The following is a 13,020-nucleotide window of genomic DNA, read 5'->3' as shown; positions in this document are numbered from 1 at the left end:
CGCTGATGGATATCGGGATGATTCGCGGCCTGGGCACCGTCGTGGTGATGGTGGCCTTCGTGGGCCTGGCCCTGTGGGTGTTCAACCCAAGGCGCAAGAAGGACTTCGACGAGGCGACGCAACTGCCCTTCGCGGATGACCCCGAGGCCAGCCGGCACGTCGAGCAAGCAAAAGCTTCTGGGAGCAAACAACAATGACAACCTTCTGGAGTCTGTACGTTACCGTCCTGACCCTGGGCACCATCTTCTCGCTGACCTGGCTGCTGCTGTCGACCCGCAAGGGCCAGCGCGAAGAGGTCACCGACGAGACCGTCGGGCATGCCTTCGATGGCATCGAGGAATACGACAACCCGCTGCCGAAATGGTGGTTCTGGCTGTTTGTCGGCACCATCATCTTCGCCCTCGGCTACCTGGTGCTGTACCCAGGCCTGGGCAACTGGAAAGGCATCCTGCCGGGCTATTCGTACCTGGATAACGACAAGCAGACCGAGTTCTCCAACGGCCAGCCGGGCTGGACCGGCGTGCACGAGTGGGAAAAGGAAATGGCCAAGGCCAACGCACGCTTCGGGCCGATCTTCGCCAAGTTCGCGGCGATGCCGATCGAAGAGGTTGCCAAGGACCCGCAAGCGCTGAAAATGGGCGCACGCCTGTTCGCCTCGAACTGCTCGGTGTGCCACGGTTCCGATGCCAAGGGCGCCTATGGCTTCCCCAACCTGACCGACCAGGACTGGCGCTGGGGCGGCGAGCCGGAAACCATCAAGACCACCATCATGGGCGGCCGCCATGGCGTGATGCCGGCCTGGGGGGAAGTGCTTGGCGAACAGGGCGTGGCCGATGTCGCCGCGTTCGTCACCAGCAAGCTCGATGGCCGCAGCCTGCCGGAAGGTGCCAAGGCCGATGCCGAGAACGGCCAGAAGCTGTTCGCCGCCAACTGTGTGGCCTGCCACGGCCCTGAGGGCAAGGGCACCCCGGCCATGGGTGCGCCGAACCTGACCCACCCGCAGGCGTTCATCTACGGTTCGAGCTTTGCCCAGCTGCAGCAGACCATTCGCTATGGCCGCCAAGGGCAGATGCCGGCGCAGGAACAGTTGCAGGGCAATGACAAGGTGCACTTGCTGGCGGCTTATGTGTACAGCCTGTCGCACCAGGCTGAACCGGCCCAGCAGGCTGAGTAAGGCAGGCCTGGCCTCTCGCGGATTTATCCGCGATGAGGCCGGCAAATGCAGCACAAGATGACCTGGATCAATTGACACCCGCCATAACACGATTCATACCACGAACCCAACGCGACTAAAGGTCGCAGCGCGATCCCATATCGCCACCAGCGGCGTATCATTGATCGCAGAGCGCTAGCAGCATGCGCGAGACTGTGGCCGGCACGCACTGGCCGCGGCGTTTCTCCACTGCCGTGGGACTTGATGATGAGCAAGCAAATTCCGGTACATGACGTCACCCCGCCTGCCAACAAAGGGAAGGATTCCGTCGACCTCTACGCCTCTCGCGAGAAAATCTACACCCGCGCCTTCACCGGCATCTTCCGCAGGCTGCGGATGGTCGGCGGGGCCGCGCTGTTCCTGCTCTATTTCGGCACCGTGTGGCTGAACTGGGGTGGCCACCAGGCCGTGTGGTGGAACCTGCCTGAGCGCAAATTCTACATTTTCGGCGCCACCATCTGGCCCCAGGACTTCATCCTGCTTTCAGGCATCCTTATCGTCGCCGCCTTCGGCCTGTTCTTCATCACTGTGTTCGCCGGCCGCGTGTGGTGCGGCTACACCTGCCCGCAAAGCGTGTGGACGTGGATCTTCATGTGGTGCGAGAAAGTCACCGAGGGTGACCGCAACCAGCGCATGAAACTCGACCGCTCGCCCATGAGCGGCAACAAGTTCCTGCGCAAGTTCGCCAAGCACAGCCTGTGGCTGCTGATCGGCTTCGTCACCGGCATGACCTTCGTCGGCTACTTCTCGCCGATCCGCGAACTGCTCACTGAGTTCTTCACAGGCGATGCCGATGGCTGGGCCTACTTCTGGGTCGGCTTCTTCACCCTGGCCACCTACGGCAACGCCGGCTGGCTGCGCGAGCAGGTGTGCGTGTACATGTGCCCCTATGCGCGCTTCCAGAGTGTGATGTTCGACAAGGACACCCTGATCGTCTCGTACGACCCGCGCCGCGGCGAAACCCGTGGCCCGCGCAAGAAAGACGCCGACTACAAGGCCATGGGCCTGGGTGACTGCATCGACTGCACCATGTGCGTGCAGGTCTGCCCCACCGGCATCGACATCCGCGATGGCCTGCAGATCGAGTGCATCGGCTGCGCAGCGTGCATCGACGCCTGCGACAGCATCATGGACAAGATGAACTACCCCAAAGGGCTGATCAGCTACACCACCGAGCACAACCTCTCGGGGCAGAAGACCCACATGCTGCGCCCGCGCCTGATTGGCTATGCCGTGGTGCTGCTGGTGATGATCGTCGCCCTGGGCACCGCCTTCGCCACCCGCTCGCTGGTGGGCTTCGACGTCAGCAAGGACCGCGTGCTGTACCGCGAAAACGCCCAGGGCCGGATCGAGAACGTATACAGCCTCAAGGTCATGAACAAGGACCAGCGCGACCACGTCTACGTGCTGGACGCCGCCGGCCTGCCCGACCTGCGCCTGGAAGGCCAGCGCGAAATCCGCGTAGCCGCCGGCGATATCGTCAGCCTGCCGGTACAGCTGTCGATCGCCCCCGAGAAGCTGCCCTCGACCACCAACGAAATCACCTTCATCCTCAAGAGCGCCGACGACAGCGCCGCCAAGGTTGAAGCCAAGAGCCGCTTCATCGGCCCACAGATCCGCTGACAGAGAGAACCCTGACAATGCCTGCCGCCACCGCCGCCAGCCCTTGGTACAAGCACCTCTGGCCCTGGATCATCATCGGCATCCTGACCACTTCGGTGTGCCTGAGCCTGACCATGGTCAGCATTGCCGTGCGCAACCCGGACAACCTGGTCAACGACAACTACTACGAGGCCGGCAAAGGCATCAACCGTTCGCTGGACCGTGAGCTGCTGGCCCAGACCCTCAACCTCAAGGCCAGCGTGCACCTGGATGAGCTGACTGGCGAGGTGGACGTGCGCCTGAGCGGCAACAGCGACCCGCAGAGCCTGGAGCTGAACCTGATTTCGCCCACCCAGCCGGACAAGGACCGCAAGGTGCTGCTCAGCCGGGTGGAGGCCGGGCGTTATGTCGGGCAACTGGAGGACAAGGTCGACGGGCGTCGGTTCGTGGAGCTGTTGGGTAGCCAGGACGAGCATGTATGGCGGTTGTTCGAGGAAGAGAAGGTCGAACATGGCGTGACCTTGCAGCTGGGCGATGAAGCGCTCCAGGGCGCCGAACACCAACAGTAGCCACATCATCATTCCCTGAGGGGGCAGGCAAGCCCGCCCCCTCAGGGATTGTCATCTGCCCCACCAGCCGTGCCTGCCTTATGACCCAGCCCACCCCTTGCTACCACTGCGCCCTGCCCGTCCCCGCCGGCAGCCGCTTCACTGCCGTGGTGCTCGGCGAGCCCCGGCAATTTTGCTGTCCCGGCTGCCAGGCGGTGGCCGAATCCATCGTCGCCGGTGGCCTTGAGCACTACTACCAGCACCGCAGCGACCGCAGTGCCAACCCCGAGGCGCTGCCGAAACAACTGCAAGACGAACTGGCGCTGTACGACCGCAGTGATGTCCAGCAGAACTTCGTCCGCCATGCCGGCGACCTGGCCGAGGCGACCTTGCTGGTCGAAGGCATCAGCTGCGCCGCCTGCGGCTGGCTGATCGAAAAGCACCTCCGCAATCTGCCGGGCGTCGCCGAAGCCCGCCTGAACCTGTCCAACCACCGCCTGCTGCTCAACTGGGACGACCACCAGCTACCGCTGTCCCGGCTGCTCGCCGAACTGCGCCAGATCGGCTATGCCGCCCACCCGTATCAACCCGACCAGGCCGCCGAGCAGCTGGCCCGGGAGAACCGCAGCGCCCTGCGCCGCCTGGGCGTGGCCGGCCTGCTGTGGTTCCAGGCGATGATGGCGACCATGGCCACCTGGCCAGAATTCAACATCGACCTGTCGCCGGAAATGCACACCATTCTGCGCTGGGTCGCGCTGTTCCTGACCATTCCCATCGTCTTCTACAGCTGCGCGCCGTTCTTCAAGGGCGCCGCGCGCGACCTGCGCACCCGCCACCTGACCATGGACGTGTCGGTGTCGCTGGCCATCGGCCTGGCCTTCGGTGCTGGCATCTGGACCGCCGTGACCGGCAGCGGCGAGTTGTATTTCGATACCGTCGGCATGTTCGCCCTGTTCCTGCTCACTGGCCGCTACCTCGAACGCCGCGCCCGCGAACGCACGGCCGCAGCCACCGCGCAGCTGGTCAACCTGCTACCGGCCTCGTGCCTGCGCCTGGACAGCTACGGGCGGGCCGAACGCATCCTGCTTGGCGAACTGCAGCGTGGCGACATCGTGCAGGTGCTGCCCGGCGCGGTGATCCCGGCGGACGGGCGCATCGTCGAAGGGCGTTCCAGCGTCGACGAATCGCTGCTGACCGGCGAGTACCTGCCGCTACCACGGCGGGCCGGCGAGCGCGTCACCGGCGGCACGCTGAACGTGGAGAGCACACTGAACGTGGAAGTCGAAGCCCTCGGCCATGACTCACGCCTGTCGGCCATCGTCCGCCTGCTTGAGCGCGCGCAGACAGAAAAGCCACGGCTGGCGGAAATCGCCGACCGCGCCTCGCAATATTTCCTGCTGTTCTCGCTGCTGGCCGCCGTAGCCATTGGCCTGTGGTGGTGGTACCTGGACCCGGCACGGGCCTTCTGGATCGTCCTGGCCATGCTGGTGGCGACCTGCCCGTGCGCCCTCTCGCTGGCCACCCCGACCGCGCTCACGGCCGCCACCGGCACCCTGCACAAGCTCGGCCTGCTGGTGACCCGTGGCCATGTACTTGAGGGCCTGAACCAGATCGACACGGTGATTTTCGACAAGACCGGCACCCTCACCGAAGGCCGCCTGACCCTGCGCAGCATCCGCCCACTGGCGGCACTGCCGGCCGACCGTTGCCTGGCCCTTGCCGCCGCCCTCGAGAACCGCTCCGAGCACCCGATCGCGCGTGCCTTTGGCCGCACCGCCGCCGCTGCCGACGACGTGCAGACAGTCCCGGGGCTCGGCCTTGAAGGCAAGGTGGACGGCCAGCCGCTGCGCATCGGCCAAGCCACATTCGTCTGCGCCCTCAGCGGCGCCGAAATCCCCGCCGTGCCGGAACCGCGTGGCCAGTGGCTGCTGCTGGGCGATCGCCAGGGCCCGCTAGCCTGGTTCGGCCTCGATGATCGCCTGCGCGAGGATGCCCCAGCCCTGCTCGCTGCCTGCCAGGCACGCGGCTGGCGTACCTTGCTGCTGTCCGGCGACAGCTCGCCGATGGTCGCCGAGGTGGCCGCGCAACTGGGCATCGACCAGGCCATCGGCGGCCTGCGCCCGGATGACAAGCTCGACCGCCTCAAGGCACTGCAGGCCGCCGGGCGCAAGGTGCTGATGCTCGGCGATGGGGTCAACGACGTGCCCGTGCTGGCCGCCGCCGACATCAGCATCGCCATGGGCAGCGCCACCGACCTGGCCAAGACCTGCGCCGACGCAGTGCTGCTGTCCAACCGCCTGCAGGCACTGGTACTGGCCTTCGACCTGGCCCGCCGCACCCGCCGCAACATCCTCGAGAACCTGCTCTGGGCAACCCTGTATAATGGCCTCATGTTGCCGTTCGCCGCGCTTGGCTGGATCACCCCGGTATGGGCGGCCATCGGCATGTCGGTCAGTTCGCTGATCGTGGTGCTCAATGCGCTGCGTCTAACCCGCTTGCCTGCATCAGCTGGCTTACCGGCGAACGACACAGCCGCTTACGGAAGGAAGTCGCCATGCCCGCCCTCTATGTGATGATCCCTGCCGCACTGCTGTTGGTTGGCGTGGCCGTCTACATCTTCTTCTGGGCAGTGGACAGCGGCCAGTACGACGACCTCGAAGGCCCGGCCCACAGCATCCTGTTCGACGATCAGGACCCGCGCCACCAGGCAGCCGTCAAACCCGAAGAAACCGCAGCACCAGACGACAAGGCAGCGCCACCCCGTGCCTGACCTGCTTCCCCTGCTCGGCTCGGCACTGGTCCTAGGCCTGCTCGGCGGCGGCCACTGCCTGGGCATGTGCGGTGGCCTGATGGGCGCGCTGACCCTGGCCATCCCCCCCGAACAACGCGGCCGGCGCCTGCGCCTGCTAATGGCCTACAACCTGGGGCGCATCCTCAGCTATGCCTGCGCCGGCCTGCTGCTGGGCCTGGCTGGCTGGGCGCTGGCCAGCAGCCCGGCGGCGATGGCCTTGCGCGTGGTGGCCGCGCTGCTACTGATCGCCATGGGGCTGTACCTGGCCGGCTGGTGGAGCGGGCTGACCCGCATCGAAGCTCTGGGCCGAGGGCTGTGGCGGCATATCCAGCCGGCTGCCTCGCGCCTGATGCCGGTCTCCAGCCTGCCCCGTGCCCTGCTGTTGGGGGCACTGTGGGGCTGGTTGCCGTGCGGCCTGGTCTACAGCACGTTGCTGTGGGCGGCCAGCCAGGGCAATGCCGGCTACAGCGCGGCATTGATGCTGGCATTCGGGTTGGGCACCTGGCCGATCTTGCTGGCCACGGGGCTGGCGGCAGAGCGGGTAAACGCTTTGTTGAGACGGCGCAGCGTGCGCATGGCCGGCGGGGTACTGGTGATCCTGTTTGGCATCTGGACCTTGCCCGGCCCGCACCAGCACTGGCTCATGGGCCACTGACAGAGAGGCCGCCTTGCCCCCCCTGCATGCCTTGATACAAATCAACACAGTTTCCTACAGACGGCCATAGACTCCGGACACTGCTGCATCATCCGGGGACCGCCCACATGCTCGCCGACCTACGTTGGGATGCCGACCTGATCCGCCGTTACGATCTCGCCGGCCCACGCTACACCTCCTACCCGACCGCCGTGCAACTGCACAGCGAGGTAGGCTCGTTCGACCTGCTCCACGCCCTGCGCGAGAGCCGCCGGGCCGTGCGCCCGCTGTCGCTGTACGTGCACGTGCCGTTCTGCGCCAACATCTGCTACTACTGCGCCTGCAACAAGGTCATCACCAAGGACCGCGGCCGCGCCGCACCTTACCTGCAGCGCCTGGAGCAGGAGATCCAGCTGATCGCCTGCCACCTGGACCCTAAACAGCGCGTTGAGCAGCTGCATTTTGGCGGCGGCACACCGACCTTCCTCAGCCATGTCGAACTGCGCCAGCTGATGGCCACCCTGCGCCAGCACTTCAACCTGCTGGATGACGATTCCGGCGACTACGGCATCGAGATCGACCCGCGCGAAGCCGACTGGTCGACCATGGGCCTGCTCCGTGAGCTGGGCTTCAACCGCGTCAGCCTCGGCGTGCAGGACCTCGACCCGGCCGTGCAGCGTGCAGTCAACCGCCTGCAGAGCCTGGAGCAGACCCGCACCCTGATCGAGGCCGCGCGCACCCTGCAGTTCCGCTCGATCAACCTCGACCTGATCTACGGCCTGCCCAAACAGACCGTGGAAGGTTTTGCCCGCACCGTCGACGAAGTGATCCGCCTGCAACCCGACCGCCTCTCGGTGTTCAACTACGCCCACCTGCCCGAGCGCTTCATGCCCCAGCGGCGCATCGACAGCAATGACCTGCCGGCGCCGGCGGCGAAGCTCGAGATGCTGCACAACACCATCGAACAGCTGACTGCCGCCGGCTACCGCTACATCGGCATGGACCATTTCGCCCTGCCCGACGACGAACTGGCGATCGCCCAGGAAGAAGGCACTCTGCAGCGCAACTTCCAGGGTTACACCACCCACGGTCATTGCGACCTGATCGGCCTGGGGGTATCGGCGATCAGCCAGATCGGCGACCTCTACTGCCAGAACAGCAGCGACCTCACTACCTACCAGGACACCCTGTCCAACGCCCAGCTGGCGACCCAGCGTGGGCTGGTCTGCAACCACGACGACCGCCTGCGGCGGGCCGTGATCCAGCAGCTCATCTGCCATTTCGAACTGGACTTCGAGCCGATCGAGGAGGCTTTCACCGTCGATTTTCGTGGCTATTTCAACGATCTCTGGCCAGAACTGCAGACCATGCAGCGCGATGGCCTGATCAGCCTGGACGACAAGGGCATCCGCATCCTCCCGGCCGGGCGCCTGCTGGCGCGCTCGGTGTGCATGGTGTTCGATGCCTACCTGGCGATGCATAACCGCCAGCGCTTCTCGCGGGTTATCTGATTACGGAGTCAATCGACCACATGGACATGCCCCCTGGGGCTGGCACACTATGGGCTGACAAGGACTCCCGGCATTTTCCCGCCGGGGTTTCGCCAGTTCGCTTCAAAGTAGCGCAGACTGGCCTACACCCTCGTCGTGAGTTACCCTTACGACTTATGTGTGCTTTCCCACAAGGATCGATTCAAATGTCCGAGCCAGTCAAACTGCGCGCCCACAACCAGGCCCATTGCAAGGACTGCAGCCTGGCCCCCCTGTGCCTGCCTCTTTCGCTCAACCTGGAAGACATGGATGCACTGGATGAAATCGTCAAACGCGGGCGCCCGCTGAAAAAAGGCGAGTTCCTGTTCCGCCAGGGTGACAATTTCGGCTCGGTTTATGCCGTACGTTCCGGCGCCCTCAAGACCTTCAGCCTGAGCGACAGCGGTGAAGAGCAGATCACCGGCTTCCACCTGCCCAGCGAGCTGGTCGGCCTGTCCGGCATGGACACCGAAGCCTACCCGGTGTCGGCCCAGGCCCAGGAAACCACCTCGGTCTGTGAAATCCCCTTCGAGCGCCTCGATGAGCTCTCGGTCCAACTGCCACAGTTGCGGCGCCAGCTGATGCGGGTGATGAGCCGCGAAATTCGCGACGATCAGCAGATGATGCTGCTGCTGTCGAAGAAGACCGCCGACGAACGCATCGCCACCTTCCTGGTCAACCTGTCCGCACGCTTCCGCGCCCGTGGTTACTCGGCCAACCAGTTCCGCCTGAGCATGTCGCGCAATGAGATCGGCAACTACCTGGGCCTGGCGGTGGAAACCGTGTCGCGGGTGTTCACCCGCTTCCAGCAGAACGGCCTGATCCGCGCCGAAGGCAAGGAAGTGCACATCCTCGACCCGATCCAGCTATGCGCGCTGGCCGGTGGTGCAATCGAGGCCTGAGGCCGACGTTTAGCGGGTATACTTGGGCATTCGTTTTCCCAGGATACCCGCAACAATGCACAGCGACGCCTTCGACCTCAAAGCCCTGATCCGCCCGGTAGTGGACTTCCCCAAGCCCGGCGTGATCTTCCGCGACATCACCCCGCTGTTCCAGTCGCCGCGCGGGCTGCGCTATGTGGCCGACCAGTTCATCGAACGTTACGTCGAGGCTGAGTTCAGCCACATCGGCGCCATGGACGCGCGTGGTTTCCTGATTGGCTCGATCATCGCCCACCAGCTGAACAAGCCGCTGATCCTGTTCCGCAAGCAGGGCAAGCTGCCGGCTGACGTATTGAGCGAGGGCTACCAGACCGAATACGGCGAAGCCTTCCTGGAAGTGCATGCCGACAGCCTGTGCGAAGGCGATTCGGTATTGATCTTCGATGACCTGATTGCCACCGGCGGCACCCTGCTGGCCGCTGCCAACCTGGTGCGTCGCACCGGGGCACAGGTGTTCGAGGCGGCGGCGATCATCGACCTGCCGGAGCTGGATGGCTCGCGCCGGCTGCAGGCAGCCGGAGTGCCGACCTTCTGCCTGACCGAGTTTACCCTGAGCGAATACTGAGTTGCTGGCTGGGGCCGCTGTGCAGCCCCAGCCAATTACAGCGAGATCGGCTTGCGCCCGGCAAAGGCATGGGCCAGGGTGCCGCCATCGACCAGCTCCAGCTCGCCGCCCAGCGGCACGCCATGGGCAATCCGCGACGCCACCAGCCCTTTCTCGTTCAGCAACTGGGCGATGTAATGCGCCGTCGCTTCACCTTCCACGGTCGGGTTGGTCGCCAGGATCACCTCGGTGAAGCTGCCCTGCTCCTCGATCCGTGCCATCAGCTGCGGCACACCGATTGCCTCAGGCCCCAGGCCATCGAGCGGCGACAAGTGCCCCTTGAGCACGAAGTAACGCCCGCGATAGCCGGTCTGCTCCACCGCATACACATCCATCGGCCCTTCCACCACGCACAGCTGCGTGTCGTCACGGCGCGGGTCGCTGCACTGCGGGCACAGCTCCTGCTCGGTCAGGGTCCGGCACTGGCGGCAATGCCCTACCCCTTCCATGGCCTGGCTCAACGCCTGGGCCAGGCGCAGGCCGCCGCTGCGGTCACGCTCGAGCAGCTGCAGGGCCATGCGCTGGGCGGTTTTCTGGCCGACGCCCGGGAGGGTGCGCAGGGCGTCGATCAGTTGGCGGATCAGGGGGCTGAAGCTCATGGGTAAGGCCTGACAAATCAATAAGAGCCGGTTTATACCCACCAGTGCCTGTTGCGTCAAATCAACGCGGGATTGCCAGGCTTTTCACCCTTGCCCGAACGCACGGCCAGCACCGCCACCAGTGAGATGGCCACCGTCGCCAGCAGGTACAACGCCACCGGTTGCCAGCTGCCGTTGTAGCGGCTGAGCAGGAAGGTGGCAATCAACGGCGCGGTACCGCCGGCCAGGGCAGCGCCCAGCTGATAGCCCAGGGTGATGCCGGTGTAGCGCACCCGGGTGGAGAAGATTTCCGAACTCATGGTGCCAAGCACCGCGGTAACCGGCGCCCACAGCACGCCGAAGGCGATCACCGTCGCCAGCATCAGGCCCCAGGTGGTACGAGTGTCGAGCAATTTGAAGTACGGCACGATGAACGCGGCGATCAGCAGGATGCCGGCAATGTACACCGCCTTGCGCCCGACCTTGTCCGACAGCCAGCCCATGGCCGGGATCATCAGCGAGGCAACCGCCGCGCCGACCATCACTGCGTTGAGGGTGCTGACCTTGTCGTAGCCCAGCGTGGTGACCGCGTAGCTGACCACGAAGGTCGAGAAAATATAGAACGGCGCCGTTTCCACCACTTTCAGGCCAGCGGCAATCAGCACTTCGCGCCAGTGGTCACGCAAGGTTTCGACCAGTGGCATTTTCGCCACGTTGCCGGAAGCCTTGGCTTCTTTGAACGCCGGCGTTTCGTCCAGACCGTGGCGGATCCACAAGCCCAGGAACACCAGCCCGGCGCTGAGCACGAACGGCACGCGCCAGCCCCAGCTCATGAACTGCTCGTCCGGCAGCATGGCCATCAGGCTCACGGCCATGGTCGCCAGCAACATGCCGACGGTCACGCCGACCTGCGGCACGCTACCGAACAGGCCTTTACGATTGGCCGGCGCATATTCATAGGCCAGCAGCAGCGCACCACCCCATTCACCACCGATACCCAGGCCCTGGATCACGCGCAGGGTGATCAGCAGCACCGGCGCCCACACACCGATGTGTTCATAGGTGGGCAGGCAGCCGATCAGCACGGTTGCGCCCCCCATCAGCGACAAGGTGATGACCAGGGTCTTCTTGCGCCCGATGCGGTCGCCGATGTGGGCAAACAGCACACCACCGATGGGCCGCACGAAGAAGGTCAGGGAAAACGACAGGTAAGCCAGCAGCAGCCCGACTACCGGGTCGAAGCTGGGGAAGAACAGCTTGTTGAATACCAGGGCGGCGGCGGTGCCGTAGAGGAAATAGTCGAACCATTCGATGGAGCTGCCGGTAAGGCTGGCGACCAAGGCTCGGCCACGCCCCTGGGTTGCAGAGGGGGTTGCACTGGAAGGCGTCATTCGAGTCTCCGTTTTTTTGATGTTATGTCGGCGAGCACCGTGTGAATTGGCGCAAAAGAGCAACCGGGTTGCACCGTTGCGAGCGAATCTTATTCAAACTTTCAAAAAAGGTGCAACCGTGATTAAACGATTAATCTTTAAAGATTAAGAAATAAATACGAAAATGCCCTGTTTTGATTCAATCAAACCGCAGAAATACCCTAAATCACCAAAAGGGTGCATTGATGACTCATTAGTCACAGAGTCGCTTGTCGGTACACGCCACTTCGTGGTGTTTTTTGAGTTGCACCCGGTTGCACCTTTATCGAAAAAGCCCTTACTCTAAAAAACGAGAAAACAACAAACACAACGCGAGGCATTCAATGAACGTGCTTTTCATCGGTTATGGGCGCATGGGCGGCGCGCTGGGCGATGCCTGGCTCAAGGGCGGGCTGGTCGAACGGTTAAGCATCGTCGACCCTGGGCTGAGCGCCGACGCCGCAGCAGGCCGCTACGCCCGACTGCAGGATGTACCCACTGACCAGGCATTCGAACTGATCGTGCTCGCGGTCAAGCCCGCTTACGCCAGCAGCGCGCTGGCCGGACTAAGTGATCGACAGTGCAGCCAGGCGACCGTGGTTTCGGTGGCTGCGGGCGTCACCCAGGCCAGCCTGAGCGACGCCGTCGGCCAGCGCTGCCCGGTGGTGCGGGCCATGCCTAATACTCCGGTACTGCTGGGAGCCGGTTGCACCGGGCTGTATGCAGGTGCGCAGCTCGATGCCGCGCGCAAGGCGGTGATTGGCCGCCTGTTCGAGGCAGTTGGCGCGGCATACTGGGTGGATGAGGAACAGCAACTGGATGCGGTCACAGCCATCAGCGGCAGCGGCCCGGCGTATTACCACTTGTTCAGCGAGGCACTTGCCGAGGCAGGTGTGAAGTTGGGGCTGAACCCTGAACTGGCACGCAACCTGGCGGCGCAAACTGCGTTCGGCGCAGCAACTTTGCAACATCAGGCACATGCCGATTTCATCGAACTGCGCGTCGCGGTAACTTCACCCAATGGCACTACCGCTGCGGCCATTGAAGTATTTGAAAGCCAGCGCAAGCTGCGGGCATTACTGGAGCAGGCAACTTCTGCCGCGCATCGACGCTCGGTGGAACTGTCAAAAGGCGCTTGAGAGAGCAACTTTTAATTATTCAATCATTCAAA

Annotated in this window: 13 protein-coding genes; 11 read left to right on the top strand and 2 right to left on the bottom strand. The window is 64.1% G+C overall.

Annotated features, from left to right (window positions below):
* The first annotated feature begins 5 nt into the window (after positions 1–5).
* The 10 genes from F6X59_RS25835 to F6X59_RS25790 all read left to right on the top strand — a co-directional run bounded on the left by F6X59_RS25835 (position 6) and on the right by F6X59_RS25790 (position 9,823).
* Positions 6–197, top strand: coding sequence for a CcoQ/FixQ family Cbb3-type cytochrome c oxidase assembly chaperone (locus F6X59_RS25835; protein ID WP_056801413.1), 192 nt, complete (start codon positions 6–8; stop codon positions 195–197).
* On the top strand, positions 194–1,174 hold the full coding sequence (ccoP, locus tag F6X59_RS25830) for a cytochrome-c oxidase, cbb3-type subunit III (RefSeq protein WP_152958919.1): 981 nt from the start codon (positions 194–196) through the stop codon (positions 1,172–1,174). Before F6X59_RS25835 ends, ccoP begins: the two co-directional genes overlap by 4 nt.
* A gap of 246 nt (positions 1,175–1,420) precedes the next feature.
* Positions 1,421–2,836 carry a cytochrome c oxidase accessory protein CcoG gene (gene ccoG, locus F6X59_RS25825; RefSeq protein WP_152958918.1) on the top strand — a complete coding sequence of 472 codons (1,416 nt, stop codon included), beginning with the start codon at positions 1,421–1,423 and terminating at the stop codon, positions 2,834–2,836.
* A gap of 17 nt (positions 2,837–2,853) precedes the next feature.
* Positions 2,854–3,384: a FixH family protein gene (locus tag F6X59_RS25820; protein ID WP_152958917.1), complete on the top strand. Its 531-nt coding sequence runs from the start codon at positions 2,854–2,856 to the stop codon at positions 3,382–3,384.
* Between the two features lie 80 nt (positions 3,385–3,464).
* A complete protein-coding gene (locus tag F6X59_RS25815) occupies positions 3,465–5,936 on the top strand; it encodes a heavy metal translocating P-type ATPase (protein WP_152958916.1) in 2,472 nt (823 codons plus the stop codon).
* Positions 5,918–6,133, top strand: coding sequence for a cbb3-type cytochrome oxidase assembly protein CcoS (gene ccoS, locus F6X59_RS25810; protein WP_152958915.1), 216 nt, complete (start codon positions 5,918–5,920; stop codon positions 6,131–6,133). The genes F6X59_RS25815 and ccoS overlap by 19 nt, the downstream gene beginning before the upstream one ends.
* The gene (locus F6X59_RS25805; protein WP_372240541.1) at positions 6,126–6,809 is read left to right on the top strand and encodes a sulfite exporter TauE/SafE family protein; all 684 of its coding nucleotides are present in this window, start codon (positions 6,126–6,128) and stop codon (positions 6,807–6,809) included. Before ccoS ends, F6X59_RS25805 begins: the two co-directional genes overlap by 8 nt.
* 107 nt (positions 6,810–6,916) lie before the next feature.
* Positions 6,917–8,299, top strand: coding sequence for an oxygen-independent coproporphyrinogen III oxidase (hemN, locus tag F6X59_RS25800; protein ID WP_152958914.1), 1,383 nt, complete (start codon positions 6,917–6,919; stop codon positions 8,297–8,299).
* Between the two features lie 185 nt (positions 8,300–8,484).
* Positions 8,485–9,219, top strand: a complete 735-nt coding sequence (gene fnrA / locus F6X59_RS25795; RefSeq protein WP_060508220.1) for a Crp/Fnr family transcriptional regulator FnrA — start codon at positions 8,485–8,487, stop codon at positions 9,217–9,219.
* A gap of 55 nt (positions 9,220–9,274) precedes the next feature.
* A complete protein-coding gene (locus F6X59_RS25790; protein WP_016498637.1) occupies positions 9,275–9,823 on the top strand; it encodes an adenine phosphoribosyltransferase in 549 nt (182 codons plus the stop codon).
* Between the two features lie 35 nt (positions 9,824–9,858).
* Here F6X59_RS25790 and recR read toward each other — a convergent pair whose 3' ends face one another.
* Positions 9,859–10,461 carry a recombination mediator RecR gene (recR, locus tag F6X59_RS25785; protein WP_054884114.1) on the bottom strand — a complete coding sequence of 201 codons (603 nt, stop codon included), beginning with the start codon at positions 10,459–10,461 and terminating at the stop codon, positions 9,859–9,861.
* A 56-nt stretch (positions 10,462–10,517) separates the two neighbouring features.
* Entirely contained in the window at positions 10,518–11,831 is a 1,314-nt protein-coding gene (locus F6X59_RS25780) for an MFS transporter (RefSeq protein ID WP_152958913.1), read from the bottom strand.
* 362 nt (positions 11,832–12,193) lie between these two features.
* Between F6X59_RS25780 and proC the strand changes: the two genes are divergently transcribed.
* On the top strand, positions 12,194–12,988 hold the full coding sequence (gene proC / locus F6X59_RS25775) for a pyrroline-5-carboxylate reductase (protein WP_152958912.1): 795 nt from the start codon (positions 12,194–12,196) through the stop codon (positions 12,986–12,988).
* The last annotated feature ends 32 nt before the right edge of the window (positions 12,989–13,020 follow it).

The organism is Pseudomonas sp. MN1F (assembly GCF_009391885.1).
Lineage (GTDB): Bacteria > Pseudomonadota > Gammaproteobacteria > Pseudomonadales > Pseudomonadaceae > Aquipseudomonas.
The sequence above is the reverse complement of the archived record's forward strand: the minus strand, read 5'-3'. Positions and strand labels throughout refer to the sequence as shown.

Bases quoted from the DNA above. Each gene is read 5' to 3' on its own strand.
- F6X59_RS25835 (WP_056801413.1), top strand. From the start codon at position 6: ATGGATATCGGGATGATTCGCGGCCTGGGCACCGTCGTGGTGATGGTG.
- ccoP (WP_152958919.1), top strand. From the start codon at position 194: ATGACAACCTTCTGGAGTCTGTACGTTACCGTCCTGACCCTGGGCACC.
- ccoG (WP_152958918.1), top strand. From the start codon at position 1,421: ATGAGCAAGCAAATTCCGGTACATGACGTCACCCCGCCTGCCAACAAA.
- F6X59_RS25820 (WP_152958917.1), top strand. From the start codon at position 2,854: ATGCCTGCCGCCACCGCCGCCAGCCCTTGGTACAAGCACCTCTGGCCC.
- F6X59_RS25815 (WP_152958916.1), top strand. From the start codon at position 3,465: ATGACCCAGCCCACCCCTTGCTACCACTGCGCCCTGCCCGTCCCCGCC.
- ccoS (WP_152958915.1), top strand. From the start codon at position 5,918: ATGCCCGCCCTCTATGTGATGATCCCTGCCGCACTGCTGTTGGTTGGC.
- hemN (WP_152958914.1), top strand. From the start codon at position 6,917: ATGCTCGCCGACCTACGTTGGGATGCCGACCTGATCCGCCGTTACGAT.
- fnrA (WP_060508220.1), top strand. From the start codon at position 8,485: ATGTCCGAGCCAGTCAAACTGCGCGCCCACAACCAGGCCCATTGCAAG.
- F6X59_RS25790 (WP_016498637.1), top strand. From the start codon at position 9,275: ATGCACAGCGACGCCTTCGACCTCAAAGCCCTGATCCGCCCGGTAGTG.
- recR (WP_054884114.1), bottom strand. From the start codon at position 10,461: ATGAGCTTCAGCCCCCTGATCCGCCAACTGATCGACGCCCTGCGCACC.
- F6X59_RS25780 (WP_152958913.1), bottom strand. From the start codon at position 11,831: ATGACGCCTTCCAGTGCAACCCCCTCTGCAACCCAGGGGCGTGGCCGA.
- proC (WP_152958912.1), top strand. From the start codon at position 12,194: ATGAACGTGCTTTTCATCGGTTATGGGCGCATGGGCGGCGCGCTGGGC.